Here is a 26,303-nt window from a genome sequence, read left to right on the forward strand (position 1 = left end):
GCCGCCGGGCGGGGACCCGCGCCGTGCCGCCGGTGCGTCAGGACAGCGACAGCACCGTGGAGAGGACCTCGTGCAGGGTCGCCTCCGGGTCCGCGGCCGGCTCCGGCGAGCGCCAGGCCACGAAGCCGTCGGGCCGGACCAGCATCGCCCCGGCGGGGGAGATGCCCAGCCGGCCGGCCCAGTCGGTGTCGTCGTCGGGGACCAGCTCCGCGCCGGGACCCAGGCGCAGGGACACCAGCGGCACGGACAGCTTCTCGGCCAGGCGCACGGCCGCCCCGTGCCAGTCGCAGTGCACGCCGGCCGGGCCCGGCCCCGGGCCGCCCGACAACAGCACCGGCGACGTCTCGAACAGGTCCAGGGTGGACACCCGGTCGCCCCGGTGCCGGACCCACAGGTGCGGTGCCCTGCTGCCCGGCTCGCCGGTCAGGGCCAGCTTCTCCGGGACGACCTCGGCCGCCGGGTCGGTGCCGACGACGGCACCACGGGGGTAGCGGTAGCCCAGGGCGACGTTGAGGATGCCGCCGGCACGGCCGCCCCCGCCCGCCTCGGGCGCCGGGGCGTAGCCCGGGTGGCTGTGCTCGACCGAACGCGCGGCGGCGCGGGCGCTGGTGGCCTCCGCGACGGGGCGGCGCTCGCTGTCGTAGGTGTCCAGCAGCCCGTCGCCCGCCCAGCCGCCGAGCACCGCGGCCAGCTTCCACGCCAGGTTGTGGGCGTCCTGGATGCCGGTGTTGGAGCCGAACGCCCCGGTGGGGGACATCTCGTGCGCGGAGTCACCGGCGAGCAGGACCCGGCCGGCGCGGTAGTGCTCGGCGACCCGCTGGGCCGCGTGCCAGGCCGCACGCCCGGTGATCTCCACGTCGAGGTCCGGGTCGCCGACCGCGCGGCGGATGTGCTCGGCGCACCGCTCCTCGGTGAAGTCCTCGAGCGTCTCGCCCCGTTCGGGGTGCCACGGCGCGTGGAAGACCCAGTGCTCCCGGTTGTCCACGGGCAGCAGCGCCCCGTCCGCGTCGGGACGGGTGAGGTAGCAGACGATGAACCGGCGCTCGCCCACCACGTCGGCCAGCCGGCGCGAGCGGAACGTGAGGCTGATGTTGTGGAACAGGTCGCCCGGGCCGCTCTGCCCGATGCCGAGCTGCTCGCGCACGGGGCTGCGCGGACCGTCGGCGGCGACCAGGTACTGCGCCCGGACGACGGTGTGCTCGCCCGTCTCCCGGCTCTTCAGGTACGCGGTGACGCCGTCCGGGTCGGCGTCGAACGACTGCAGCTCGGTCGAGAACCGCAGGTCCCCGCCGAGTTCCACGGCCCGGTCCAGCAGCACCGGCTCCAGGTCGTTCTGGCTGCACAGGCACCACGAGGCCGGGCTGAACCGGGCCAGCCCGCCGCCCGGGTCGATCTCCCGGAACAGCCACTCGCCCTCGCCGCCGACCAGCGACGGGGTCTGCAGGATGCCGTGGTTGTCGGCCAGCGTGGCCGCCGCCCGGCGGATCCCGTCCTCCGCGCCCGCCACCCGGAACAGCTCCATCGTGCGGACGTTGTTGCCCCGGCCCCGCGGGTGGATCGACGTCCCCGCGTGCTTCTCCACCAGGGTGTGCCGTACGCCGAGCCGGCCGAGGAACAGCGAGGTCGACAGGCCGACCAGGGAACCTCCGACGATGAGTACCGGGACCTCCAGGTCGGGCCGCCCGGCTTGTGCGTTCATCTCGCCTCCACACGCGTCGTGACCACCGGCTCGGGCGAATCCGGCCGGGGCCTTCATCCATGCCCCGCGGCACGCCCCACGGCTCAGGCTTCACCCGCTTAACCCGCCCGGTTCGCGGTGACGCACGGCAGCACCCACGATCGACCTGACGACGCGACCGACGCCGCCCGGCACGCGCTCCGGGACCACCGTCCCGGTCCGCGGGGCCCCCAAAGGCCACGGGGGGCCGCGTCCGTCCCACAGGTCCGCGACAGACGTCGACGTACCGCGAGGAAGCCACGTGGAAGACCACAAGGAAGAGGTGTGCCGGATGACGGTCTCCCCCGATCCGCCGACGGTCCCGGGCGGTGTGTCCAGCACCGCCTTCGACGGGTCCCGCGTGCGGGTCCTGCTCATGCTGGACGTCCACGACGGAGCCCAGCAGCAGTTCCTGGACGCCTACGAGCGGATGCGTCACCGGGTCGCCGCCGTGCCGGGCCACCTGAGCGACCAGCTGTGCCAGTCCCTGGAGAACCCCACCCAGTGGCTGCTGACCAGCGAGTGGGAGAGCGCACCGCCCTTCCTCGCCTGGGTCAACAGCGAGGAGCACATCGACATGGTCGAGCCGCTGGCCGACTGCGTGCGCGACACCCGCTCGCTGCGCTACACGATCCTGCGCGAGACCGGCGGCACGGACACCGCCCCGGCCCCCGGGGCCGTCGCGCTGCAGTCCGCGCCCCGCACCGGTGACAACGTCGTCCGGCACGCCCTGACGTTCACCGTCACCCCCGGCAGCGAGTCCAAGGTCGCCGAGATCCTCTCCGGCTACGCCTCACCGCAGCCGGTCGTCAACGACACCACACGGCTGCTGCGCACCTCGCTGTTCCTGCACGGCAACCGCGTGGTGCGGGCGGTCGAGGTGCGCGGCGACCTCCAGGACGCCCTGCGGCACGTCTCCCGCCAGCCCGAGGTGCGGGCCGTGGAGCAGGCGATCGACCCGTACCTGGAACAGGAACGGGACCTCACCGACCCGAAGTCCGCCCGGGTGTTCTTCACCCGCGCCGCCCTGCCCGCCGTGCACCACACGGCCTCCGGGCGTGCCGAGGGCACCGACGTCCGGCGGTGCGCGCTGTTCCTCCCGGCCGTCCCCGGCCGCGGGGAGGAGCTGGCCCGGCTGCTGTCCCGGCAGGACGAAGCCGTCGCCGCCCACCCGGACGGCCCCGTCCTGGCGGCCACCGTCTTCCACCGGGACGACATCGTCGTACGCCTGGTCGACGTGAACGGCGACCCGGAGGACGCCCCCGGGCCGGTCCTGGCGCTGCCGGACGCCGCGTCGGCCGCCGAGGCCGGGCGCCTGCTCGACGCGGCCGCCCTCGGGCTGGACGGCCCCCCGACGGACGAACGGGCGCTGCGGCGGCTGCTCGCCCACGCCCGGATGCAGCCGCTCACCGACCGCCGGGCCCCGGCCTCCTGACCCACCGCCGGACACCGGACCACCCTCCTGTCCCCACCGTCCCCACCAGCGACCGTCTCCGGAGTGACCGACATGACACCACAGCAGCAGGCAGGCACCGGCATCGGCACCGGCATCGTCGACCTAAGCTCCATCGCACCCAACCGCCGCCGCGGCGGGGACGTGCGCGCCCTGCTCACGCCCTCCACGGTGGGTTCGACGAGCGGCTTCATGGGCGTCGCCATCGTCCGGCCGGGCGAGAGCATCGCCGAGCACTACCACCCGTACTCCGAGGAGTTCGTCTACGTCATCGAGGGCGCCTTCGAGGTGGACCTCGACGGCGAGCCGCAGCCCCTGCGCGCCGAGCAGGGCCTGCTCATCCCCAAGGACGTCCGGCACCGGTTCCGCAACGTCGGCGACCGCGACGCCCGGCTCGTCTTCCACCTGGGCCCGCTGGCGCCCCGCCCCGACCTCGGGCACGTCGACACCGAGGAGGGCCCGCGCGACGTCACGGCCGAGGGCCTCGCGTCCGAGGCGGTCTCATGAGCCGGCGGGTCGCGGTCACCGGCATAGGCGTCGTCGCCCCCGGCGGCACGGGCGTGACCCGGTTCTGGGACCTGCTGTCCCACGGGCGCACGGCGACGCGACGCATCTCCCTGTTCGACCCGGCCGGGCTGCGCTCGCAGATCGCCGCCGAGTGCGACTTCGACCCGGCGGCGCACGGACTGGACCCGACGACCGTCGAACGCTGCGACCGCTACGTGCAGTTCGCGCTGGTCGCCGCGCGCGAGGCGGTGCAGCACGCCGGGCTGGACATGGCGCGCGAGGACCCCTGGCGCACGGGCGTCAGCCTCGGCACGGCGGTCGGCGGCACCACCCGGCTGGAGCAGGACTACGTCCTGGTCAGCGAGCGCGGCGCGCGCTGGGACGTCGACGCGCGCAAGGCGGGCCCGGCCCTGGAGCGGGCCTTCTCGCCCAGCACCCTGGCCTCCGCCGTGGCCGAGGAGTTCGGCGCCCACGGGCCCGTGCAGACCGTCTCCACCGGCTGCACCTCGGGCCTGGACGCGGTCGGCTACGCCCACCAGGCGGTCGCCGACGGCCGGGTCGACGTGTGCATAGCCGGCGCGTCGGACTCGCCGATCTCCCCGATCACCATGGCCTGCTTCGACGCGATCAAGGCCACCTCGCCGAACAACGACGACCCGGCCCACGCGTCGCGCCCGTTCGACGCCCACCGCGACGGGTTCGTCATGGGCGAGGGCGCCGCCGTCCTCGTCCTGGAGGAACTGGAACACGCCCGCGCCCGCGGGGCCCGGATCCTCTGCGAGGTCGCCGGCTACGCCACCTTCGGCAACGCCCACCACATGACCGGGCTGACCAAGGACGGCCTGGAGATGGCGCGGGCCATCGAGACCGCCCTGGACGAGGCCCGCCTCGACCCCACGGTCATCGACTACGTCAACGCGCACGGCTCGGGCACCAAGCAGAACGACCGCCATGAGACCGCGGCCGTCAAGCGCGCCCTGGGCCAGCACGCGTACGCGACGCCGATGAGCTCCATCAAGTCGATGGTGGGCCACTCGCTCGGCGCGATCGGCTCCATCGAACTGGTCGCGTGCGTCCTGGCGCTGACGCACCAGGTGGTGCCGCCCACGGCCAACTACGAGACCCCCGACCCCGAGTGCGACCTCGACTACGTCCCGCGCGAGGCACGCGAACGCCGGCTGCGCGGTGTGCTGTCCGTGGGCAGCGGGTTCGGCGGGTTCCAGTCGGCGGTCGTCCTGACCGGCCCCGAGCGGAAGGCGTGAGGCGATGAGCGGACGAGAACCCCGGAGGGCGGTCGTCACCGGCATCGGCGCGGTGACCCCGCACGGCATCGGGACCGAGGTGTTCTGGAAGACCACCGTGAGCGGCGGCAGCAGCCTCGCCGCCCTGGACCGCGGCGGCTGCGAGGGCTACGCGCTGCGCGTCGCCGGCCAGGTGCGCGGCTTCGACCCGGCGGCGCTGGTCGAGGAGACCTTCCTCGTGCAGACCGACCGGTTCACCCACTTCGCGATGGCCGCCGCCCGGCTGGCCCTGGAGGACGCCCTGCTCGCGGACGCCGACTTCGACTCGCCGTACTCGGTGGGCGTGGTCACGGCCGCCGGCTCCGGCGGCGGCGAGTTCGGCCAGCGCGAACTGCAGAACCTGTGGGGGCAGGGGTCCAAGTACGTCGGCCCCTACCAGTCGATCGCCTGGTTCTACGCGGCCAGCACCGGCCAGATCTCCATCCGGCACGGCTTCAAGGGGCCGTGCGGGGTGGTGGCCAGCGACGAGGCCGGCGGACTCGACGCCCTCGCACAGGCCGCGCGGACCGTGCGGCACGGCACCGACACGGTGGTCGTCGGCGCGGCCGAGGCACCCCTCGCGCCGTACTCGATCGTCTGCCAGCTCGGCTACCCCGAGCTGAGCCGGGCCACCCGGCCCGACCGCGCCTACCTCCCCTTCACCGACGAGGCATGCGGCTTCACCCCCGCCGAGGGCGGCGCGGTGCTGGTGCTGGAGGAGGAGCGCGCGGCACGCGCCCGCGGGGCCGAGGTCCGGGCCACCGTCGCCGGACACGGTGCGACGTTCACCGGCGCCTCCCGCTGGGCCGAGTCCCGCGACGGGCTCGCCCACGCCATCGACATCGCGCTGCGCGAGGCCGACTGCCGCCCCGAGGACGTCGACGTGGTCTACGCCGACGCCCTCGGCGTGCCCGAGGCCGACCGGGCCGAGGCGGGGGCGCTCTCCGACGCCCTCGGGCCGCACGCCCGGCGCGTCCCCGTCACCGCCCCGAAGACGGGCACCGGCCGCGCCTACTGCGCCGCGCCGGTGCTGGACGTGACGGCCGCGGTGCTCGGCCTGCAGCACGGGCTGATCCCGCCCACGCCGCACGTGACCGACCCCCGCCACGACCTGGACCTGGTGACCGGCTCCGCCCGTGCCGTGGAGGCCCGCACGGCCCTGGTCCTCAGCCGGGGGCTCATGGGCTGCAACGCGGCGCTCGTCCTGCGCAAGGGCGGCGCCCAGGGCCCGCACCAGTAACCGATCCGCACCACCGAAGGAGCGCACCCCATGACCGACCAAGTCTCCTACGAGGTCACCCTGGAGGACCTGGCCGCGCTGATGAAGCGCACCGCCGGCGTCTCCGTCGACCCCGACCAGTTCGCCCGGCAGGCCGACGCCGGCTTCGACACCTTCGGCCTGGACTCGCTGGGCCTGCTCGGCATCGTCGCCGAGCTGGAGAAGCGCTACGGCCTGTCGATGCCGCCGGACGCCGAGCGCTGCAAGTCGCCCGCGGAGTTCCTCGCGCTCATCAACAGCGCGCTGACGACAGGAGTCTGAGATGCCCGCGCACACCGACAACGAGATCGTCATCGACGCGCCCTTCGATCTCGTCTGGGACATGACCAACGACATCGAGAACTGGCCGCAGCTCTTCAGCGAGTACGCCTCGGTCGAGATCCTCGACCGCGAGGGCGACCGCACCACCTTCCGGCTCACCATGCACCCGGACGAGCAGGGCCGGGTGTGGAGCTGGGTGTCCGAGCGCACCGCCGACCGCGCGGCCCGCAAGGTCGACGCCCACCGCGTGGAGACCGGGCCGTTCGCGTTCATGCGGATCCACTGGGAGTACGAGGAGACCCCGGCCGGCACGCGGATGCGCTGGGTCCAGGACTTCTCGATGAAGCCCGAGGCCCCGGTGGACGACGCCGGCATGGAGGAGATGATCAACCGCAACTCCCGCACCCAGCTCGCCCTCATCCGCGACCGCATCGAGCAGGCCGCGGGCGAGCGGCGTCCCGCCGGCGTACTGAGCGAGTGAAGGGCACACCGATGCACCACACCCTGATCGTCGCCCGGATGAAGCCCGGCGCGGCCGACGACATCGCACGGGTCTTCGCCGAGTCCGACAGCGGTGACCTGCCCCACCTGGTGGGCGTCACCCGGCGCAGCCTCTTCCAGTTCGGTGATGTGTACCTGCACCTCATCGAGAGCGAGAACGACCCGGGTCCGGCCATCGCCCGCCTCGCCGACCACCCCGAGTTCCGCGAGGTCAGCGAGCGGCTGACGCCGTTCGTGTCCGCCTACGACCCGGCGACCTGGCGGGGCCCGAAGGACGCCATGGCGCAGTGCTTCTACCGCTGGGAGAGCGACGCCGCGGTGTCCGGTGACGCCGCGGTGTCCGGCTGACCCGCACACGCCCACCGCAGACGCACGGGGCACGGCCGTCGGGCCGGGCCCCGTGCGCGTGTGTGTCCGGCGGGCGCGGCGGGACGAGGCGGGAGGGCGTCCGAGCACCCGGACGGCACGGGCCCGTGCAGCCCGCTTTGCATGACCATGCGACAGGGTGCATACTCTTCCTATGTCCAAGGTCCTCACCTCCCTCCCCGTCGGCGAGCGCGTCGGCATCGCCTTCTCGGGCGGCCTCGACACCTCGGTCGCGGTCGCGTGGATGCGCGAAAAGGGCGCCGTCCCCTGCACCTACACCGCCGACATCGGCCAGTACGACGAGCCCGACATCGCCTCGGTGCCCGGCCGCGCGGAGACCTACGGCGCGGAGATCGCCCGCCTGGTCGACTGCCGCGCCGCACTGGTCGAGGAGGGCCTGGCCGCGCTCACCTGCGGCGCGTTCCACATCCGCTCCGGCGGGCGCGCGTACTTCAACACCACGCCGCTGGGCCGCGCCGTCACCGGCACGCTGCTGGTGCGCGCGATGCTCGAGGACGACGTCCAGATCTGGGGCGACGGCTCGACGTACAAGGGCAACGACATCGAGCGGTTCTACCGCTACGGCCTGCTCGCCAACCCCAACCTGCGGATCTACAAGCCCTGGCTGGACGCGGACTTCGTGACCGAGCTCGGCGGCCGCAAGGAGATGTCGGAGTGGCTCCTCGCCCACGACCTCCCCTACCGCGCCAGCACGGAGAAGGCCTACTCCACCGACGCCAACATCTGGGGCGCCACCCACGAGGCCAAGACCCTGGAGCACCTGGACACCGGCGTCGAGACGGTCGAGCCGATCATGGGCGTCCGGTTCTGGGACCCGGCCGTCGAGGTCCCCACCGAGGACGTGACGATCGGCTTCGACCAGGGCCGCCCCGTCACGATCAACGGCAAGGAGTTCGCCTCCGCCGTCGACCTGGTGATGGAGGCCAACGCCATCGGCGGCCGCCACGGCCTGGGCATGTCCGACCAGATCGAGAACCGCATCATCGAGGCCAAGAGCCGCGGCATCTACGAGGCCCCCGGCATGGCCCTGCTGCACGCGGCCTACGAGCGCTTGGTCAACGCGATCCACAACGAGGACACGCTCGCCCAGTACCACACCGAGGGCCGGCGCCTGGGCCGCCTGATGTACGAGGGCCGCTGGCTGGACCCGCAGGCGCTGATGATCCGCGAGTCGCTGCAGCGCTGGGTCGGCTCGGCGATCACCGGCGAGGTCACCCTGCGGCTGCGGCGCGGCGAGGACTACTCGCTCCTCGACACCACCGGCCCGGCGTTCAGCTACCACCCCGACAAGCTGTCCATGGAGCGCACCGAGGACTCCGCGTTCGGCCCGGTCGACCGGATCGGCCAGCTCACCATGCGCAACCTGGACATCGCCGACTCCCGCGCCAAGCTGGAGCAGTACGTCGGCCTCGGCCTGATCGGCACCGCCACCCCGACCATCGGGGCCTCCCAGGCCGCCGCGACCGGGCTCATCGGCACCATGCCCGAGCTGCCCGAGGGCGGCGCCGAGGCCATCGCCTCGCGGGGCGAGGTCTCCGAGGAGGACGCGCTGCTCGACCGCGCGGCGATGGAGTCCGGCACGGACTGACGGGCTCCGCCCGGTCCACCACCGGAGGGCCGGCTCGACGGGACACCCGCCGAGCCGGCCCTCCGGCTCGCGCACGGCGTGCCTGCCGGCGCCGCGGGGGCCACGTCGGGCGGCGACGGCGGGGGAGGGGCCGTCGAGCGGTGGCCGGGTCCCCGGGGCCGGAGCGGCGGAACCCGGCCTTCAGTCGGACAGGGTCGTGGCGAGGTCCGTGGCGGCCCGGGCGAGGTCCGGGTCCGCGGCGGTGGTGGGGTCGGCGAGGAGGGCGTCGAGAACAGCACGTCCGGCGCGCACCGCCTCGCGGGCCGCGCGCTCCCAGCCGACGTAGTCCTCCGGGTAGTGCAGCAGCTTGGGGTAGGTCGCGGCCGTGGTCTCCCACTGGCGGGCGTGGGCGATCTCGTCCAGCAGGCGCAGGATGCGGGCCCGGCAGCCGAGGTGGGGCAACTGGACCAGGTCCCACAGGAAGGGCACCGTCGGAGCCGTGGCCTGGTCGACGACGAAGCCGTAGCGGCAGACGCGGTCGCGGAGCTGGGCGAGCGCCGAGGTGGCGGCCGGTTCGTCGCCCCGGGCAAGGGTGGTGAGCAGGGAGGGGATCCCCGAGGCCGGTCCCGCGCAGTCCTTGATCTCGGGCCACGGCACCAGGGCCAGGTCGTCGAGGGTTCTCTTCACCGTGGTCATGTCAGGCCTGCGCTCGCGTCGGCAGCATCGCCCAGACGGTCTTGCCCAGGGGCGCGCGGCGGGTCCAGCCCCAGTGCGCCGACAGGGCCTCCACGATGTGCAGCCCCCGGCCGTGCTCCAGCAGCGACTCCCCGGGGGTCGGGTACACCGGCGGGGTGTCGCACTGGTCGCTGACCGCGCAGACCAGGTGGGCCCGGCGCAGGGTCAGCCGCAGCCGTACGTCCGCGCAGCCCGGCACGTCGGGACCGGCGTGCAGCACCGCGTTGGCGGCGAGCTCGGTGACGACCGTGACCGCGTCGTCGGCACACTGGGCCACCTCCCACCGGTCCAGCATGCGGTGGGTGAACGCGCGCGCTTCGGCGAACCCCTCCCGGCTGCCGGTGATGCGGAAGGTGGCTGTTCGGGCCGAGTCGTGCACGGACTCTCGACTCCGGAACTGTGCAGGTGATGACACGGCATCTCCCTGAAGCGACGTCAGGACGGGGCGCCGGAACGGCGGTTGACGGCACGGCTATTATCCACGCTGAGGATGGCCTCGTGCAATTTCACGGGAAATTGCGCACGCAAGAACGAGGAGAGTGCCGTGGCGTCGATACGGAACGGAGTGCGGGCGAGCTCGCTGGGCGTCCGCTGGATCAAGAGCACCCACAGCGCCGCCGAGGGCAACTGCGTCGAGGTGGCCGCGCTGGACGGCGGCGGCGTCGCGCTGCGCAACTCGCGCGATCCCGAGGGCCCCGCCCTGGTCTACACGCCGGCCGAGGTCGCCGCGTTCCTGGCGGGCGCCAAGGACGGTGAGTTCGACCACCTGGTGTGACCTCGCGGTTCGGCCGTACAGCCCAAGAGGCCACCCAGCGGGGCGAACTGAGGCGGTTTCAGCTTCCGTACCCCGTGCGGTGGACGGCGGCCGGATGCGATAATGCGGGTGTCGTCTGCCGGACCAGCGGGAGTCAGGATGTCTGTCGAGAAGCCTAGGGTCTCCCGTCTCGAACCGTATCTGAGCCGGCCCGAACCGGCCCCGACCCTGCTGAAGATGCTGGTCGGCGTGCAGCTCGCCGGCATCCGCGAGGACGCCGGCTACTCCCAGGACCACGCCGTGCGGCAGTTGGGCTTCAGCCCCGCGAAGCTGTCGCGCATCGAGGCGGGCAAGGGCCGCAAGCCCCCGACCGAGACCGACGTGCGCGCCCTGCTCGGGCTGTACGGCACCGGTGAGCACGAGACGTCGCTGATCCTGCAGCTCCTGCGGCGGGCCAACGAGCCCGGCTGGTGGCAGCGCTACGACAAACGGCTGATGCCCGAGTGGTTCGACCGGCTGGTCGGACTCCAGGAGGCGGCCACCGCGATCCGTACCTTCGAGATCCAGTACGTGCCGGGCCTGCTCCAGACCTCCGCCTACGCCCGCGCCGTCGTCGAGCGCGGTCTGCCCGCCGCGCCGGCCCGGGAGGTCGAGCGGCGCGTGGAGCTGCGCATGCGCCGCCGCGAACTCCTGGAGCGCCCGGACGCCCCGCAGCTCTGGGCGGTCGTCGACGAGTCGGTGCTGCTGCGCGTGCTGGGCGGCCGCGAGGTCATGCGCGAACAGCTCGAGCACCTGGTGACCATGGCGCAGAAGCCCCACGTCACCCTGCAGATCGTCCCGTTGGACGTGACGCACGCCTCCGCGCCGGTGATCCCCGTGACCTACCTGCGCTTCGGCGGCTCCGACCTGCCCGACGTGGTGTACCTGGAGCAGATCCGCAGCGCGACCTTCCTGGAGGACCGGGACGAGACCGAGGAGTACCGGGTCGTCCTCGACCGGCTGGCCGACGAGGCGCTCAACCCGCGGGAGTCCCTGGACCGGCTGCGCGACACCATGAAGCAGCGCTACGCGTAGGAGCGCCGCCGGCCGGCCGTCACGAGGCGGGGCGGGGGCGCCGCACGGCAGCGCCCCCGGACCGCGTCACCCCAGGCGGCCGACGCCGCCGAACTCGATCCACTCCTGCGTGAGTTGGCGGGGGGACACCTCACTGTCCGGGCGCCACGTGGAGACCTCGACCAGTCCCGGTTCGAGGATGTCGAGCCCGTCGAACCAGGCCTCGACGTCCTTCTCCTCCCGCACCCGGCCCCAGTGGCCCTGGGTCGCCTTGTCCATGAAGTCGGTGACGAACTCCCGGACCGCCGGGTCGGCGCTGACCAGCTGGCACATCACCAGGCAGCTGCCCGGCGCGAGTCGCTCGACGACGCGGCGGACCACGGCCGGCGGGCCGTCGGTCTCGCTGTCCGGGATGCAGTGGAACACCGAGTTGAACAGCACGGCCACCGGCCGGTCGAAGTCGATCAGGCGCCGGGTGTCCTCGTGGCCGAAGATCGCGTCGGTGTCGCGCAGGTCGGCGTGTATGACCGTGGTCCGCTCGTCCTGCTCCAGCAGGGCCCGGCCGTGGACCATGACCATCGGGTCGTTGTCGACGTAGACCACGTGGACGCCCGGGTCGATGCGCTGGGCGACCTGGTGGATGTTGTCCTGGGTGGGCAGGCCGGACCCGTGGTCCAGGAACTGCCGGATGCCGTACTCCTGGGTCAGCGTGCGCACGACCCGCTGGAGGAAGCGGCGGTTGTTCAGCGCGAGGGCGCGGGTGCTGGGGACGACCTTGTCCAGCTCCTCGACGGCCGCGCGGTCGGCGGCGTAGTTGTCCTTGCCGCCCAGGTAGTAGTCGTACATGCGCGCGGCCGTGGGAACCGACGCGTCGATCTTCGTGGACAGTTGCTCTCCAGGCTGCATCTCTTCCCCCAGACACCGCGCCGCGGACCGGCGGGACCGACAATACATCGTAGGGAAGCGGGACTTGGCGGCACCAGGCAGATGACGTGCCATCCTCCCGCCACCTGCCCCGCGCCCCGCTCCACCCGCCCTCCGGCGACCGTCCGCCCGTCCCGGGCCGTCGAATGGCGGCCGGACCGGGACGGGCGGACGATGAGGGGATGGGGTGCGGTCCCCCATCGGTGACGTCCAGGGCCGCCGGGGAGACCGGCCCCGGCCGTGAGGCACGGCCGGAAGGGAGGAGCGTCATGCTGGAAGTGAAGACGCTCGACAAGCCGGACGAGCGGCGCGATTTCCCCCGCGGTCACCTCGAAGCCGTCCACCTGAGCGGGCTGGACTTCGCCGTGGCCACCTTCGAGCCCGGCTGGCGCTGGTCGGAGTCCGTGGCGCCCATCGCGGGCACCGAGACCTGCCAGGTCCACCACAACGGCTACGTCGTCCAGGGACGCATGCACCTGCACATGGACGACGGCGGCGAGAGCGAGGTCGGCCCCGGCGACGTGTTCGTCTGCACGCCCGGCCACGACGCCTGGGTCGTCGGGGACGAGCAGGTCGTGGTGTACGACTTCGCCGGCGCCATGGCCCGGGACTACGCGAAGGCCGGGGACTGACCCCAGGGCGCCAGGGCGCCACGGCCGTGGCGCACCACCCCGACCGACCGGGGCGGGGGAGGGCACACCCTCTCCCGCCCCGCGGCGTGCCCGGCGCCTGCCCGGCGGGTCAGACCGGCAGGAGGCGCTCGACGAGGGTGCCGAGCTGGCGGGCGGTGCGGCACTCGTGCATGGGGACCAGGTCGGCGTAGGCGAGCGCCGCCGAGTCCCCGGTGCCCCACTGGGCGCGCGGCTCCGGGTTCAGCCAGTGGACGCGGCGGCAGCGACGGGCGATCTCGCGGACGGCGGGCAGGTTCGGGTCGCTGCGGTTGGTCCGGGCGTCGCCCAGGACGAACACGGTGGTGCGGGGGGTGAGCGTCCTGGCGTGGCGCTCGGCGAACTCGCCGAGCGCCACGCCGTAGTCGCTGCTGCCGTGCCAGGCGGCGACGGCGGCCTCGGTGTGGATGCGGGCGCTCAACCCCCCGGGGTCGGCGGCGCCGTGCACGAGCAGCCCGGTCACCTCGTCGACTCGGTTGACGAACGCGAACACGCGCACCTTGGTGAACTGGTCGTGCAGCGCCTGCACCAGCAGCATCGTGAAGTCGGAGAACCCGGACACCGAGCCCGACACGTCGCACAGCAGCACCAGTTCGGGACGGCCCGGCCGGCGCCGGCGCAGCACCGGCCGCATGGGCACGCCCCCGGTGGACAGGGAGCCGCGCAGGGTGCGGCGCAGGTCGACGGCGCCCCGGGCGGCCCGCCGCCGCCGTGCGGCCAGCCGGGTGGCGAGCTTGCGGGCCAACGGCTGCACGGTGCGGCGCAGTTCGGCCAGCCGGTCCTTGCCCGCGTACAGGAAGTCGACCCGGTCCGCGGTGGGCGCCACGGCCCGGCGGGCGATCTCCTCCGGGCCCCGCCGCTCCGCCACCCGCCGCCGCGCCTCCACGGCCACCAGCGCGCGGAAGGCCTCGATGCGGCGCCGGATCTCGTCCTCCAGCAGCCGGTCGGTGAACCCCGTGCCGGCGCCCCGCGCCCGCAGCTCGTCCCGCACCCTGGCCAACAGGGTCTGGGGGCGCAGCCGGTCCAGCGTCTGGTACGACGACCAGCCGTCCGACCCGGGCGCACTCCCGTAGCCGCCGAGCCCGTCCACCGCCTCGACGGCCAGCCGGGCCAGCATCGCCCGGTCGTCCGCCGTGAGCGCGTCGGCGAGCCGGTCGCGCAGCTCCTCCCGGCCGGCGGCCTCCGTCACCGGGCCGCCCACGGCGTGCGGGAAGTACAGGTCGAAGACCGCGTCGAACACCTGCCGCTGACCCGTCTCGTGCAGCAGGGTCGCGGCCAGCCCCTCGCGCAGCACCGCCCGGTCGGCCAGCCCCAGCACCGCCACGGCCCGGGCGGCGTCCACCGTCTCGCCGGTGCCGATCCGCACCCCGTGCGTCCGCAGCGCGGCGACGAAGTCCGTCAGCCGCGCCGCCAGGTCCGCGGTCGCGGTCACAGCGCGTCCAGGTCCAGCTTGGCCGACGCCTTCAGGACGTCCTCCTGGTGCTTGAGGATCACGCCGAGGCTGTCCCGCACGACCGTCTCGTCCAGCGTGTCCGCGCCCAGCGCCAGCAGCGTGCGCGCCCAGTCGACGGTCTCGGCGACCGACGGCGCCTTGCGCAGGTCCATGGCCCGCAGCGCGCCGACCACCCGCACCACGGACGCGGCCAGTGCCTCGTCGACGCCGGGCACCTTCAGCCGTACGATCCGCCGCTCCAGTTCCTCGTCGGGGAAGCCGATGTGCAGGAACAGGCAGCGGCGCCGCAACGCCTCGGACAGCTCCCGGCTCGCGTTCGAGGTGAGCACCACGAAGGGGCGCCGGGCCGCGGTGATCGTGCCCAGCTCGGGGACCGTCACCTGGAAGTCGCTGAGCACCTCCAGGAGCAGGCCCTCCACCTCGACGTCGGCCTTGTCGGTCTCGTCGATCAGCAGGACCTTCGGGTCGTCGCCGCGGATCGCCGTGAGCAGCGGGCGGGGGAGCAGGAACTCCTCGCTGAAGATGTCGGTGCGCGTCTCGTCCCAGGTCTCGTCGCGGCCCGCGCTGATCCGCAGCAGCTGCTTGGCGTGGTTCCACTCGTACAGCGCGCGGGACTCGTCCACGCCCTCGTAGCACTGCAGGCGCACGAGCCGGGCCCCCGCGACCTGGGCGACGGCCTTGGCCAGCTCCGTCTTGCCGACCCCCGCCGGGCCCTCGACGAGGAGCGGCTTGCCGAGCCGGTCGGCGAGGAACACGGTGGTGGCCACGGCGGGGGAGGCCAGATAGCCGGTCTCGGCGAGACGGGCGGAGACGTCGTCGACGGACGTGAACAACGGGGCCTCCCGGCGGGTGCGGTGGGTCGTACGGGTGTGCTCGGTGGTGCGGCCAGGCACCTATCTAAGCGCTTGTTCACCGCCGCTGTCACGAGGTGCGCCGCAGGGGGACCGGGACCGGGATGCTGCGCCCGCGCGGGGTACCCGGCCGCCGAGCGGCGGTGAGCCGCACCGCCGGACACCGGGAGGAGGACACGCCGTGGCACAGCACGTACGGGACATCATGACCGGTGAGCCCGTGACGGTGGAGCCGCAGACCTCGCTGACGGCCGTCGCCCGGCTGATGCGGGACGAGCACATCGGGGCCGTCCTGGTCACCGACCACAACGAACTGCGCGGCCTGGTCAGCGACCGGGACCTCGTGGTGCGCGCCCTCGCCGAGGGCTGGGACCCCGAGCAGACGACCGTGGCCGACGCGTGCAGCGACGACCTGGTCACGGTCACCCCCGACGACGACCTGGACCGGGCCGTCGGGCTGATGCGGGAGCACGCCGTGCGCCGCCTGCCCGTCGTCGAGGGCGGTCACCCGGTCGGCATCGTCGCCCTGGCCGACCTGGCGATGGAACGCGACCCGGAGTCGGCGCTGGGCGACATCAGCGTGGCCCGGCCGAACCAGTAGGTGCGCAGGGGGAGGGCGGGCCCTGGTGGCGAGGACCGTCGCCACCAGGGCCCGCCCCCTCCCACCCCCGTCGTGTGATCCGCCCGGCCGCGGGCACTCGGCCCGCATGGACGATCAGGCGTACATCCACGGGTCGTACTGGCTCGAGACCGCCCCGCCGGCGGATCCCGCACCCCCGCCCGAGGGCCCGCTGACCGTCGACGTGGCCGTCGTCGGCGGCGGTATCGCGGGTCTGAGCACGGCCTGGGAACTGGCCCGCCGCGGCCGCAGCGTGGCCGTGCTGGAGGCGGACCGGATCGCGGCCGGCGTCACCGGGCACACCACCGCCAAGCTCAGCGCGCAGCACACCCTCATCTACGACCAGCTGCGCCGCACCCGCGGCCCCGAGGGTGCCCGCCTGTACGCCCAGTCGCAGATGGACGCCATCCGGCACGCCGCCGGGACGGCCGGGGAGCTGGGCATCGACTGCGACTGGGAGGACACCGAGTCGTTCACCTACGCCGAGGACCCCGGGCGCGTGCAGGAGCTGCGTGCGGAGGCGAGCGCGGCACGGGAGGCCGGGCTCGAGGCGGAGTTCGTCACCGAGACGGACCTGCCGTTCCCGGTCGCGGGCGCCGTGAAGGTCGCCGACCAGGCGCAGTTCCACCCCCGCAAGTACCTCCTGGCGCTGGCCGAGGACATCCGCCGGCTCGGAGGAATGATCCACGAGCACACCCGCGTGACCGGCCTCACCGAGGGCGAGCCGTGCGTGCTGCGGACGGAACTGCTGCACGGCGGGCGCGCCGGCAGCGGCGGCGGCGACGGGCCGCAGATCACCGCCCGTGACGTGGTCGTCGCCACCCACTACCCGGTGTTCGACCGGGCCCTGCTCTTCACCCGGCTGTCCCCGCGCCGCGAACTGGTCCTCGCCGCGCCCGTCGAGGCGTCCCGCGCGCCGCGCGGCATGTACATCACGCCCGAGCAGAACACCCGCTCGGTGCGCACCGCGCCCCTGCCGGACGGCCGGCGGCTGCTGATCGTCACCGGTGAGCACTTCACGCCGGGCGCCGGCGGTGACGTCGAGGAGCGCTTCGACCGTCTCGCCGGCTGGGCGACGGAGCGGTTCGGCCCCCTGGCCTTCTCGCACCGCTGGGCCACCCAGGACAACGACCCCACCGACTCGGTCCCCCTGGTCGGGCTCCTCCACCCGCGCGCTCACCACGCCTACGTCGCCACCGGGTTCGCGGGGTGGGGCATGGCGACCGGCATCATGGCCGGCCGGCTGCTGTCCGAGCAGATCACCGGCCACGAGTGCCCGTGGAGCGAGCTGTACGACCCCCGCCGCCTCGCCTCCGTGGTCCGTGAGGGCGGGACCTTCCTCAAGACCCAGGCCGAGGTGGCACGGCACTTCGTCGGCGACCGCCTGTCCACGCCGGGCGCCTCCTCGGTGGAGCAGATCGCCCCGGGTGACGGCGCCGTCGTCCGGGTGAACGGCGAGCGGTGCGCGGTGCACCGGGACGCGGAGGGACAGCTCCACGCGGTGTCGGCCCGCTGCACCCACCTGGGCTGCCTGGTCGCGTTCAACCGGGCCGAGGGCGCCTGGGAGTGCCCCTGCCACGGCTCCCGGTTCGCCCCCGACGGCAAGGTCGTCCAGGGGCCGGCCGTGCGCCCGCTGGAGCGCCGGGACCTGTGAGCCACCGGGCGGGGCGCCGGCCGGCTCAGCCCAGCAGGACGACCTCCAGGGTGCGCGGTCCGTGCACGCCCTCCACCCGGTCCAGTTCGATGTCGCTGGTGGCCGACGGGCCCGAGATCCACGTCGACGGGCGTAGGGGGTCGAGCCGTTCGAGGGCCTCGGGGACCGAGGAGACCACCTGGTCGGGCACCCGGACCACGCAGATGTGGTGGTCCGGGACCAGGGTGATCCGCCGGCGGCCCTGGTCGGGGGAGCCGTCCAGCACGACGGTGCCGGTCTCCGCCACGGCGACCGCGCACCCGGTGACCACGCTGTCGACCCGGTCCAGCTCGTGCGCGGTGCTCCCGGCGCGGTCGGCGACGCGGGCGGCGTCCGTCCCCGCCAGCCAGGACGCGTCCAGGCCCGGCGGCACCAGCACCGACGCCGACCCCCGCTCGGTGAGCAACCGGCCGATCAGGGACGGCAGTTCGTCCGGGGCGCAGCGGTGGACGAGGGCCCGGTAGTCCGCCAGGTTCTCGGCGAGCAGGGCGACCGTCTCCTCCGCGGTGCGCTCCCCGTGCCGGCGCAGGTAGCCGCGCTCGATCGGGGAGTCGTCACGCGGGACGTCGGCGAGCGCCCGCCGCACCCGGCCCAGGATCCGTTCCCTGCTGTTCACCTGCCACCGTCCTTCCCGCCGTGCGTGCGCTGCCACCAGTCCCGGAAGGGCTCCGCGGGGACGGGCGGCAGGTCCCGGCTGCCCGTCCACGCCCGGCCGGGGCCGGGCAGCGTACGCGGATGGAAGCGCCGGGTGCGCGAGGCGAGCCGCTGCCCGGCGCGCAGGGCCCCGGGGTGGCGGAACGCCCAGCGCGCCGCGCGCATCGCCGCCCGCTCGGCGCCGTGTCCCCGGGCCGGCCGGAGCACGACCTTGTTGCCGTCCCGGGTGACCGGGCCGCCCTGCGCGACCCGTTCGCGCAGGTGCACCAGCACCTCGGGGATGTCGATGGCCACCGGGCACACCTCGTAGCAGGCGCCGCACAGGCTGGACGCGTACGGCAGCGAGGCGTCGATGTCGCTCGCCGTGCCGCGCAGCTGGGGGCTGAGGATCGCGCCGATCGGCCCCGGGTAGACCGAGCCGTAGGCGTGGCCGCCGGCCCGCTCGTACACCGGGCAGACGTTGAGGCAGGCCGAGCAGCGGATGCAGCGCAGCGCCTGGCGGCCGACCTCGTCGGCGAGGGTGTCGGTGCGGCCGTTGTCGAGCAGGACCAGGTGGAACACCCGGGGTCCGTCCCCGTCCGTGGTGCCGGTCCAGGTGGACGTGTAGGGGTTCATGCGCTCGGCCGTGGAGGAGCGCGGCAGCGTCTGCAGGAACACCTCCAGGTCCCGCCAGGACGGAACGACCTTCTCGATGCCGACGACCGAGATCAGCGTCTCCGGCAGGGTCAGGCACATCCGGCCGTTGCCCTCGGACTCCACGACCACCAGGGTGCCGGTCTCGGCGACCATGAAGTTGGCGCCGGAGACACCGACCCCGGCGCGCAGGAACTTCTCCCGCAGGTGGAGCCGGGCCGCCTCGGCGAGTTCGGCCGGGGTGTCGGTCAGGCCCTCCGGCGCGGGGCGGCCCCACCTGCCCATCTCGGAGCGGAAGATGTCCCGGATCTCGCCCCGGTTGCGGTGGATCGCGGGGACGAGGATGTGCGAGGGCCGGTCCTCGCCGAGCTGCACGATGAGTTCGGCGAGGTCGGTCTCGTAGGCGCGGATGCCCTCGGCCTCCAGCGCCTCGTTCAGCCCGATCTCCTGGGTGGCCATGGACTTGACCTTGACCACTTCGGACTCGCCGGTCTCCTGGACCAGCCGGGCCACGATCCGGTTGGCCTCGTCGGCGTCGGCCGCCCAGTGGACGGTGCCGCCCGCCGCGGTGACCGCGGCCTCCAACTGCTCCAGGTAGCGGTCCAGATGGCGCAGCGTGTGGTCCTTGATGCGCTTGCCCGCCTCGCGCAGCGCCGCCCAGTCGGACACCTCGGCGACGGCCTTGGCCCGCTTGGCGCGGATGGTGTGCGTGGCGTGCCGCAGGGTGCCCCGCAGCGTCGTGTCGCGGACGGCGTCCCGCGCCGCCTCCGGGAACGCCGGCATCCCGACGAACGTCCCGCTCATACGGCCGGTTCCTCCTCCGTGCTGGCCAGGATCTCCGCGAGGTGCACCGGCCGCATCCCGCTGCGCAGCCGGGTCATGGTCCCGCCGAGGTGCATCAGGCAGGAGTTGTCCGCCGCGCACAGCACCTCCGCGCCGGTCGAGGCGGCGTTGCGCACCTTGTCGGCGCCCATCGCGGCCGAGACGTCGGCGTTCTTCACCGCGAACGTGCCGCCGAAGCCGCAGCACTCGTCGGCGCCGGGCAGCTCGACCAGTTCGAGGCCCCGCACGGGCTCGAGCAGCCGGCGCGGCCGGTCGCCGAGGCCCAGGGCGCGCAGGCCGTGGCAGGTCGGGTGGTAGGTGACCGTGTGCGGGTAGAAGGCGCCCACGTCCGTCACGCCGAGCACGTCGACCAGGAACTCCGTCAGCTCGTACGTCTTCGGCACCACCGGCGCCAGCGTCCGGGCGAGAAAGTCGCCCCGGCCCTCGGCCCGGGCCCGCTCGCCCATGCGCGGGTACAGCTCCCGCACCATCGCCCCGCAGGACCCGGAGGGCGTCACGACGGCCTCGTACTCTCCGAAGACCTCGGCGAAGTGCCGGGCCAGCGGTTCGGCCTCGTGGCGGTAACCGGTGTTGTAGTGCGCCTGGCCGCAGCAGGTCTGCGCCATCGGGAAGTCGACGTCGACACCCAGCCGGGTCAGGAGTCTCACCACGGCGCGGCCGGTGTCCGGACAGAGCGTGTCGTTGACACAGGTCAGGAACAGGGCGACACGCATCGCGGCTCCTTCGGCGATCTTCGGCAGGGGTCAAGCCTAGGCGGTGACCCGCCGGTCGGGCAGGAGGCCGTGGGCGGGGGCACTCCCCGTACACGGCAAGGACGGCCTGATCGGCGGACGGTGCGCGTGCGCGGCCGCACGAGCACCGGCGGGTGTGCTCCGGCCGGAGTTGGTCGTCCGGTGCTCAACGGCTCCGCGTCGCGCTGACCGGCCGTTCAGCAGCAGGTGGGCGCGGGTGTGCCGTCCCCGGGCGCGACCTGCCACCGCGCGTGTGCTGAACTGGGACGCGGCCCGCACCCCTTCCGTCCCGGGAGCCCCGTTGACCACGACCTACCGCCAGCCCGGTGTCGTCCTCACCGACCACCGCTTCACCGTCCCCCTCGACCACGCCGACCCGGCCGGGGAGACGATCGAGCTGTACGCGCGCGAGGTAGTCGCGAGCGAGAAGGCCGACCGGGACGACCTGCCGTGGCTGGTGTACCTGCAGGGCGGCCCCGGCTTCGGGGCGAACCGTTTCATCGGCCGCCCCGCCTGGCTCGGCCGCGCCCTGGAGGAGTACCGCGTGCTGCTCCTGGACCAGCGCGGCACCGGCGCCTCCACGCCCGCCAACCGCCAGACGCTCCCGCTGCGCGGCGGCCCCGCCGAACAGGCCGCGTACCTGGCGCACTTCCGCGCCGACTCCATCGTCCGCGACTGCGAGCTGGTCCGCCGCCGGGTGACCGGCGGCGCCCCCTGGACGGTCCTCGGGCAGAGCTTCGGCGGCTTCTGCACCGTCACCTACCTCTCCCTCGCTCCCGAGGGCCTGGCCGCCGCCCTGATCACCGGGGGCCTGCCCTCCCTCGACGCCCACGCCGACGACGTCTACCGCGCCGCCTACCCGCGCATCGAGCGCAAGGTCGCCGCGCACTACGCCCGTTACCCGCAGGACGTCGAGCGGGCCCGCCGCATCGCCGACCACCTGCTGACCCACGAGGTCACCCTGCCGGGCGGCCACCTGCTGACCGTCGAGGCGTTCCAGTCGCTCGGCATCCTGCTCGGCGGCGGTGAGGGCAGCCACCGGCTGCACCACCTCCTCGAGGACGCCTTCGTGCGCACCCCGCACGGCCCCGAGCTGTCGGACGCCTTCCAGGAGGAGGTGCGGGGCCTGCTGTCGTTCGCCGCGCACCCGCTGTACGCCCTCGTCCACGAGGCGGCCTACGGTCAGGGCGACCGCCCCACCGACTGGGCCGCCGAACGCGTCCGCGCCGAGTTCCCGCAGTTCGACGCGGCCAAGGCGCTGGCGGGCGACGGGCCGCTGCTGTTCACCGGAGAATCGATTCACCCCTGGATGTTCGACGGCGACCCGGCGCTGCGCCCGCTGCGCGAGACGGCCGAACTGCTGGCCGCCCGCACCGGCTGGCCGCCCCTGTACGACCCCGCCCGGCTCGCCGCCAACGAGGTCCCGGTGGCCGCCGCGGTCTACCACGACGACATGTACGTCGACACCGGGCACGCCCTCACCACCGCGCGGCGCATCCGGGGCCTGCGCACCTGGGTCACCGACGAGTTCGAGCACGACGGCGTCCGCGCGGGCGGCCCGCGCGTCCTGGACCGCCTGCTCGCCCTGGCCCGCGACGAGGTCTGACGCGCCCGCGTACGCTGCGGCCATGACCGACGACCACGGGGGACGGGTGCGCAGCACGGACGAGGCACTGGCGGACCGGTTCGAGCAACACCGGCCCCACCTCCGGGCGGTGGCCTACCGCATGCTCGGCTCGCTGGCCGAGGCCGAGGACGCCGTCCAGGAGACCTGGCTGCGGCTCGGCCGGTCCGACACCGCCGACGTGCGCAACCTGGGCGGCTGGCTGACCACGGTGACCGGACGGATCTGCCTCGACCTGCTCCGCTCCCGGACGGCGCGCCGCGAGCAGCCGATCGGGGACGACTCGACCTTCGTGCCCGACCCCGTCGTACGGCCCCTGTCGGCCGTCGACCCCGAGCAGGAGGCGCTGCGGTCCGACGCGGTGGCGCTCGCCCTGCTGGTCGTCCTGGAGACGCTGGAGCCCGCCGAACGGCTCGCGTTCGTGCTGCACGACCTGTTCGCCGTGCCCTTCGAGGACATCGCGGCGATCGTCGAGCGCAGCCCGGCCGCCGCACGGCAGCTCGCCAGCCGGGCCCGGCGCCGGGTGCGGGGCGCCACCCCGTCCGCCGAGCGCGACCTCGCCCGGCAGCGCGCGGTCGTCGAGGCGTTCCTGGCGGCCAGCCGCGCCGGTGACTTCGAGGCGCTGGTCGCGGTGCTCGCCCCGGACGTGGTGCTGCGCGCCGACGCCGGGACCAAGGTGCGCGGCCTGGCCGCCTCCAAGCTGGTGCGCGGGGCCCGCGAGGTCGCCGGGCAGTCGCTGCTCTTCCGCCACTTCGCCCCCTACGCGCGCGTGGCGCTGGTCGGGGACGCCGTGGGCGTGGTCAACGTGGTCGACGGCCGGCTGGTGTCGGTCATGGCGGTCACGGTCGTCGACGGGCGCGTCGTGGCGCTGGACATCCTCGCCGACGAGGAGCGGGTCGCCGCCCTCGACGTCCCGGACCTGGCCTCCCTGGAACCGGCGCACCCCGCCGCCGCGGACGCCCCGGGCGACCCCGGTGACCTCGACGGACGCGGAGCCTGAGCCAGGGCCGAGCCTATGCTGGACGCCATGGCAGACCGAACGGACGAGCGAGCCGACCTGCGGGGCGACTGCACCCGGTGCTTCGGGCTGTGCTGCGTGGCCCTGCCCTTCGCGCGGTCGGCGGACTTCGCGTTCGACAAGGACGCCGGCACCCCCTGCCCGAACCTCGGCGACGACCACCGCTGCGGCATTCACGCGCGGCTGCGGCAGCGGGGCTTCACCGGCTGCACGGTCTACGACTGCTTCGGCGCCGGCCAGAAGGTCTCGCAGATCACCTTCGGCGGCCGGGACTGGCGCACGGGACCGCCCGAGCACGCCCGCCGCATGGTCGAGGTGTTCCCGGTGGTCCGCCAGCTCCAGGAGTTGCTCGCCCACCTGACCGAGGCCCTCGCCCTGCCCGCGGCCGGCCCCATCCACGGCGACCTGCGCCGCGCGCGGGAGCGGACCGAGGCGCTGACCCTCGCCGGCGCCGAGGAGCTGGCCGCCCTGGACGTCGGCGCCCACCGCCAGGAGGTCAACGTCCTGCTGCTGCGCACCAGCGAACTGGTGCGCGCCGGGCTCCCGGGCCGCAGGGCGAAACGCCGGGGTGCCGACCTGATCGGCGCCCGGCTCAGGGGTGCCGACCTGCGCGGCGCCGACCTGCGCGGGGCCTACCTGATCGCGGCCGACCTGACCGGCGCCGACCTGCGCGGCGCCGACCTCATCGGGGCGGACCTGCGCGACACCGACCTCACCGACGCCGACCTGACCGGCGCGTTCTTCCTGACCCAGCCGCAGGTGAACGCGGCCCGGGGGAGCGAGGGCACCCGGCTGCCGGACTCAGTCACGCGTCCGGCGCACTGGGCAGCGCGCCGCTGAGGGACTGTCCTCCGCCCCCGTGCCGCCGCCGGCCCCGGTGTCCGCGGCCGCCGGGGCGGGGGTGCGCCTCTCCAGGCGCAGCCGCAGCCCCTCCGGCATCAGCGTCAGCCGCTCGGTGACCCGCAGCCGGTAGGCCGGGTCGTCCACCAGGTCGTAGCGGCGCAGCAGCAGGCCGAGCACCAGCGTGGCCTCGTGCAGCGCGAACTGCCGGCCGATGCAGGCCCGCGCGCCCGTCCCGAACGGCTTGAACGTGTGCGGGGGCCGGGCGCGCACCGCCCCGGCGTCGAACCGGTCCGGGTCGAACCGCTCCGCGTCCGGTCCCCACACCGCGGGGTCGCGGTGCAGCATCGGCGTCAGCACCAGCGCCCACGCCCCGCGCCGCATCGGGTGCTCCCCGGCCAGCACGGTGTCCTCGCGGGCCTCCCGGGCGTACGCCGGCGCCGTGGGCCACAGCCGCAGCGACTCGTCCAGCACCCGGCGGACGTACCGCAGCCGGGCCACCTGGTCGTAGCCGGGGACGCCGTCGCCCCAGACCCGGTCGACCTCCGCCCGGGCGCGGGCGGCGACGTCCGGGTGGCGGGCGAGGTAGTACAGGGCGAAGGACAGCGCGCCCGAGGTGGTCTCGTGCCCGGCGACCAGGAAGGTGATGACCTGGCGCCGCACGTTCTGGTCGGACAGCTTCTCGCCGGTGTCCGGGTGGCCGGTCTCCAGCATCCGGTCCAGCAGGTCGCCCGCGCCGCCGCCCGAGGCCCGCCGGGCGCGCACCAGGTCGTCCACGGTGCGGTGCAGCCGGGCGATGTCGGCCTCGTTGCGCCGCCGCGCGCCGCGCAGCAGCGCGAGCGCCGGGGCGGGCACGGTGTTCAGCCGCTGGGCGTGGGTGAGGGTGCCGACCATCGCCGAGACGAAGGGGTGCTGCCGGGCCCGCTCGAAGGAGCCGAAGTCGTACCCGAACCCGGTGCGCGCGATCGTCTCCAGCGTCAGCTTGGTCATGTCCCCGGGCACGTCCACCTCGCGCCCGCCGCCGGCCGCGCGGTCCCAGTGGTCGGTGAGCCGCGCGGCCGCGTCCAGCATCATCGGGTGGTAGCCGGCCATCGCCTCGCGGCTGAAGGCCGGGGCGAGGACGTCGTGGGCGAGCTGCCAGTTGGGCTCGTGGTTGTACGCGGTGAACAGCCCGTCGCCGACCACCGGGCGCAGGTTGGCGATGCCGAGGCCCACGTGCTTGGCGAACCGCGTCTCGTCCGCGAGGTCGGCCACCAGGCCGGCGCCCCACACGAACACGAACTCCTTGCCGAAGGCCCGTCGCCGGAAGACCGGGCCCAGCCGGCGGGCGAACCGCAGGGAGTCCTGCAGGGGGGTGGTCCGTCCGGCGCCGACCACGTCGCCCAGCAGCGGCAGCCGGTACGGCGGGTGCGGGATCCGGTGCAGTTCCGGCCAGCCGTGCTCCGCGCTGCGAAAGCCCCCCGGCCGCACGTCACCGGTCGGCGCGTGCCCGGTCGTCGTCCCTGCCATGACGCGAACTCCCTCGCTCCAGCGGCCCGTTGCGGTCGCGCACGTGCTGTCACCCACGGTGTTGTACGTGGGTTCAACAGCGCGCCCAGTCTCGTCCCGTTGCTGAACCGGCGTCAAGTAAAGTGCGGCCATGACCGCCAACCACGGGGAGCGCGTGCGCCGTCGGCTGAGCACCGGGGAGCGCAGGGAACAACTCCTGGGGGTCGGCGCGCGGCTGTTCTCCGAGAGCCCCTACGACGACGTGTGGATCGAGCAGGTCGCCGAGATCGCGGGAGTCTCGCGCGGGCTGCTCTACCACTACTTCCCGACCAAGCGGGACTTCTTCGCGGCGGTCGTGGAGCGCGAGAGCGAGCGGATGCTCGCCATGACGGCACCGGTGCCCGGCGTCCCGGTGCGCGCCCAGCTCGCCGCCGGCCTGGACGCCTACCTGGAGTACGTGCGGGCGCACGCCCACGGCTACCGCGCCTTCCACCGCGCCGACGCGGCGGGGGACAGCGCGGTGCGGCGCGTCTACCAGCGGGCGCTCGCCGCCCAGGAGCGCCAGGTGCTCGCCGCCCTGGCCGCCGACCCCGAGTTCGGGCCGGACGCGGAGGGGCGCCCCGAGGTGCGCCTGGCGGTGCGCGGCTGGCTGGCGTTCACCACCGCGGTGAGCCTGGAGTGGCTGCGGGGCGGGGACCTGACGCGGGAGCAGGTGCGGGACCTGTGCGCGCGGGCGCTGCTGGGTGTCCTGGCGTAGGCGGCCCCGTACC

27 protein-coding genes are annotated in these 26,303 nt (G+C 74.3%); 17 read left to right on the top strand and 10 right to left on the bottom strand.

The genetic code is table 11. The annotated features are described in order from the left end of the window. Positions 1-37 precede the first annotated feature (37 nt). The gene (locus E4U92_RS14845) at positions 38-1,699 is read right to left on the bottom strand and encodes an FAD-dependent oxidoreductase (RefSeq protein ID WP_137300844.1); all 1,662 of its coding nucleotides are present in this window, start codon (positions 1,697-1,699) and stop codon (positions 38-40) included. 310 nt (positions 1,700-2,009) lie between these two features. On the opposite strand from E4U92_RS14845, the gene E4U92_RS14850 reads away from it, so the two are divergent. The 8 genes from E4U92_RS14850 (at position 2,010) to argG (ending at position 8,973) form a co-directional block, all read left to right on the top strand. Beyond that, positions 2,010-3,152, top strand: coding sequence for a SchA/CurD-like domain-containing protein (locus E4U92_RS14850; protein ID WP_137301120.1), 1,143 nt, complete (start codon positions 2,010-2,012; stop codon positions 3,150-3,152). 72 nt (positions 3,153-3,224) lie between these two features. Further along, positions 3,225-3,677: a cupin domain-containing protein gene (locus E4U92_RS14855; RefSeq protein WP_137300845.1), complete on the top strand. Its 453-nt coding sequence runs from the start codon at positions 3,225-3,227 to the stop codon at positions 3,675-3,677. Then, the gene (locus E4U92_RS14860) at positions 3,674-4,939 is read left to right on the top strand and encodes a beta-ketoacyl-[acyl-carrier-protein] synthase family protein (RefSeq protein ID WP_137300846.1); all 1,266 of its coding nucleotides are present in this window, start codon (positions 3,674-3,676) and stop codon (positions 4,937-4,939) included. The genes E4U92_RS14855 and E4U92_RS14860 overlap by 4 nt, the downstream gene beginning before the upstream one ends. Positions 4,940-4,943: 4 nt before the next feature. Then, complete coding sequence (locus E4U92_RS14865; RefSeq protein WP_137300847.1) at positions 4,944-6,197, top strand: ketosynthase chain-length factor; 1,254 nt, start codon at positions 4,944-4,946, stop codon at positions 6,195-6,197. Positions 6,198-6,227: 30 nt separating this feature from the next. Next, entirely contained in the window at positions 6,228-6,497 is a 270-nt protein-coding gene (locus E4U92_RS14870) for an acyl carrier protein (RefSeq protein ID WP_067233049.1), read from the top strand. Between the two features lies 1 nt (position 6,498). After that, a complete protein-coding gene (locus E4U92_RS14875) occupies positions 6,499-6,978 on the top strand; it encodes an SRPBCC family protein (protein ID WP_137300848.1) in 480 nt (159 codons plus the stop codon). 11 nt (positions 6,979-6,989) lie between these two features. Beyond that, on the top strand, positions 6,990-7,346 hold the full coding sequence (locus E4U92_RS14880) for a TcmI family type II polyketide cyclase (RefSeq protein ID WP_137300849.1): 357 nt from the start codon (positions 6,990-6,992) through the stop codon (positions 7,344-7,346). A gap of 172 nt (positions 7,347-7,518) precedes the next feature. Beyond that, positions 7,519-8,973, top strand: a complete 1,455-nt coding sequence (gene argG / locus E4U92_RS14885) for an argininosuccinate synthase (protein ID WP_137300850.1) — start codon at positions 7,519-7,521, stop codon at positions 8,971-8,973. A 180-nt stretch (positions 8,974-9,153) separates the two neighbouring features. Here the strand turns inward: argG and E4U92_RS14890 are convergent, their stop codons facing one another. Continuing rightward, a complete protein-coding gene (locus tag E4U92_RS14890; protein WP_229862045.1) occupies positions 9,154-9,648 on the bottom strand; it encodes a hypothetical protein in 495 nt (164 codons plus the stop codon). 1 nt (position 9,649) lies between these two features. Then, positions 9,650-10,102, bottom strand: a complete 453-nt coding sequence (locus tag E4U92_RS14895; protein ID WP_137300851.1) for an ATP-binding protein — start codon at positions 10,100-10,102, stop codon at positions 9,650-9,652. Positions 10,103-10,240: 138 nt separating this feature from the next. On the opposite strand from E4U92_RS14895, the gene E4U92_RS14900 reads away from it, so the two are divergent. Together E4U92_RS14900 and E4U92_RS14905 are read left to right on the top strand one after the other, a co-directional pair. Further along, entirely contained in the window at positions 10,241-10,462 is a 222-nt protein-coding gene (locus E4U92_RS14900; protein ID WP_067233545.1) for a DUF397 domain-containing protein, read from the top strand. A 138-nt stretch (positions 10,463-10,600) separates the two neighbouring features. Continuing rightward, entirely contained in the window at positions 10,601-11,515 is a 915-nt protein-coding gene (locus E4U92_RS14905; RefSeq protein WP_137300852.1) for a helix-turn-helix domain-containing protein, read from the top strand. Positions 11,516-11,581: 66 nt separating this feature from the next. Here E4U92_RS14905 and E4U92_RS14910 read toward each other — a convergent pair whose 3' ends face one another. Beyond that, a complete protein-coding gene (locus E4U92_RS14910; RefSeq protein ID WP_137300853.1) occupies positions 11,582-12,400 on the bottom strand; it encodes an SAM-dependent methyltransferase in 819 nt (272 codons plus the stop codon). Positions 12,401-12,687: 287 nt separating this feature from the next. On the opposite strand from E4U92_RS14910, the gene E4U92_RS14915 reads away from it, so the two are divergent. Further along, positions 12,688-13,050: a cupin domain-containing protein gene (locus E4U92_RS14915; RefSeq protein WP_067233038.1), complete on the top strand. Its 363-nt coding sequence runs from the start codon at positions 12,688-12,690 to the stop codon at positions 13,048-13,050. 109 nt (positions 13,051-13,159) lie between these two features. On the opposite strand, the gene E4U92_RS14920 is transcribed toward E4U92_RS14915, so the two are convergent. Together E4U92_RS14920 and E4U92_RS14925 are read right to left on the bottom strand one after the other, a co-directional pair. Beyond that, positions 13,160-14,518: a vWA domain-containing protein gene (locus E4U92_RS14920; protein ID WP_137300854.1), complete on the bottom strand. Its 1,359-nt coding sequence runs from the start codon at positions 14,516-14,518 to the stop codon at positions 13,160-13,162. Further along, on the bottom strand, positions 14,515-15,372 hold the full coding sequence (locus E4U92_RS14925; RefSeq protein ID WP_137301122.1) for an AAA family ATPase: 858 nt from the start codon (positions 15,370-15,372) through the stop codon (positions 14,515-14,517). Before E4U92_RS14925 ends, E4U92_RS14920 begins: the two co-directional genes overlap by 4 nt. Before the next feature lie 199 nt (positions 15,373-15,571). Between E4U92_RS14925 and E4U92_RS14930 the strand changes: the two genes are divergently transcribed. Continuing rightward, positions 15,572-15,991 carry a CBS domain-containing protein gene (locus tag E4U92_RS14930; protein ID WP_137300855.1) on the top strand — a complete coding sequence of 140 codons (420 nt, stop codon included), beginning with the start codon at positions 15,572-15,574 and terminating at the stop codon, positions 15,989-15,991. A 106-nt stretch (positions 15,992-16,097) separates the two neighbouring features. Next, complete coding sequence (locus E4U92_RS14935; protein ID WP_137300856.1) at positions 16,098-17,663, top strand: FAD-dependent oxidoreductase; 1,566 nt, start codon at positions 16,098-16,100, stop codon at positions 17,661-17,663. Positions 17,664-17,688: 25 nt separating this feature from the next. On the opposite strand, the gene E4U92_RS14940 is transcribed toward E4U92_RS14935, so the two are convergent. From E4U92_RS14940 to E4U92_RS14950, 3 genes are read right to left on the bottom strand one after another with little or no spacing between them, the layout of a single operon-like run. Beyond that, positions 17,689-18,318 (bottom strand): LutC/YkgG family protein, encoded by a 630-nt coding sequence (locus E4U92_RS14940; protein ID WP_137300857.1) that lies wholly within the window; start codon positions 18,316-18,318, stop codon positions 17,689-17,691. After that, entirely contained in the window at positions 18,315-19,793 is a 1,479-nt protein-coding gene (locus tag E4U92_RS14945) for a lactate utilization protein B (protein WP_137300858.1), read from the bottom strand. The genes E4U92_RS14940 and E4U92_RS14945 overlap by 4 nt, the downstream gene beginning before the upstream one ends. Then, on the bottom strand, positions 19,790-20,545 hold the full coding sequence (locus E4U92_RS14950; RefSeq protein ID WP_137300859.1) for a (Fe-S)-binding protein: 756 nt from the start codon (positions 20,543-20,545) through the stop codon (positions 19,790-19,792). The genes E4U92_RS14945 and E4U92_RS14950 overlap by 4 nt, the downstream gene beginning before the upstream one ends. Before the next feature lie 319 nt (positions 20,546-20,864). Between E4U92_RS14950 and E4U92_RS14955 the strand changes: the two genes are divergently transcribed. Genes E4U92_RS14955 through E4U92_RS14965 form a run of 3 tightly spaced genes read left to right on the top strand, consistent with a single transcriptional unit; the run spans position 20,865 to position 24,045 of the window. Further along, on the top strand, positions 20,865-22,169 hold the full coding sequence (locus E4U92_RS14955; RefSeq protein ID WP_137300860.1) for an alpha/beta fold hydrolase: 1,305 nt from the start codon (positions 20,865-20,867) through the stop codon (positions 22,167-22,169). A gap of 22 nt (positions 22,170-22,191) precedes the next feature. Continuing rightward, a complete protein-coding gene (locus E4U92_RS14960) occupies positions 22,192-23,187 on the top strand; it encodes a sigma-70 family RNA polymerase sigma factor (RefSeq protein ID WP_137300861.1) in 996 nt (331 codons plus the stop codon). Positions 23,188-23,202: 15 nt separating this feature from the next. After that, positions 23,203-24,045 (top strand): pentapeptide repeat-containing protein, encoded by an 843-nt coding sequence (locus E4U92_RS14965; protein WP_137300862.1) that lies wholly within the window; start codon positions 23,203-23,205, stop codon positions 24,043-24,045. On the opposite strand, the gene E4U92_RS14970 is transcribed toward E4U92_RS14965, so the two are convergent. Next, the gene (locus E4U92_RS14970; protein ID WP_137300863.1) at positions 24,007-25,554 is read right to left on the bottom strand and encodes a cytochrome P450; all 1,548 of its coding nucleotides are present in this window, start codon (positions 25,552-25,554) and stop codon (positions 24,007-24,009) included. The two genes, E4U92_RS14965 and E4U92_RS14970, sit on opposite strands and share 39 nt — an antisense overlap. A 130-nt stretch (positions 25,555-25,684) precedes the next feature. Here E4U92_RS14970 and E4U92_RS14975 point away from each other — a divergent pair, with 130 nt between their 5' ends. Continuing rightward, entirely contained in the window at positions 25,685-26,290 is a 606-nt protein-coding gene (locus E4U92_RS14975) for a TetR/AcrR family transcriptional regulator (RefSeq protein WP_137300864.1), read from the top strand. Positions 26,291-26,303: the final 13 nt, after the last annotated feature.

Source organism: Streptomyces galbus, assembly GCF_005280195.1.
Classification (GTDB): Bacteria; Actinomycetota; Actinomycetes; order Streptomycetales; family Streptomycetaceae; genus Streptomyces; species Streptomyces galbus.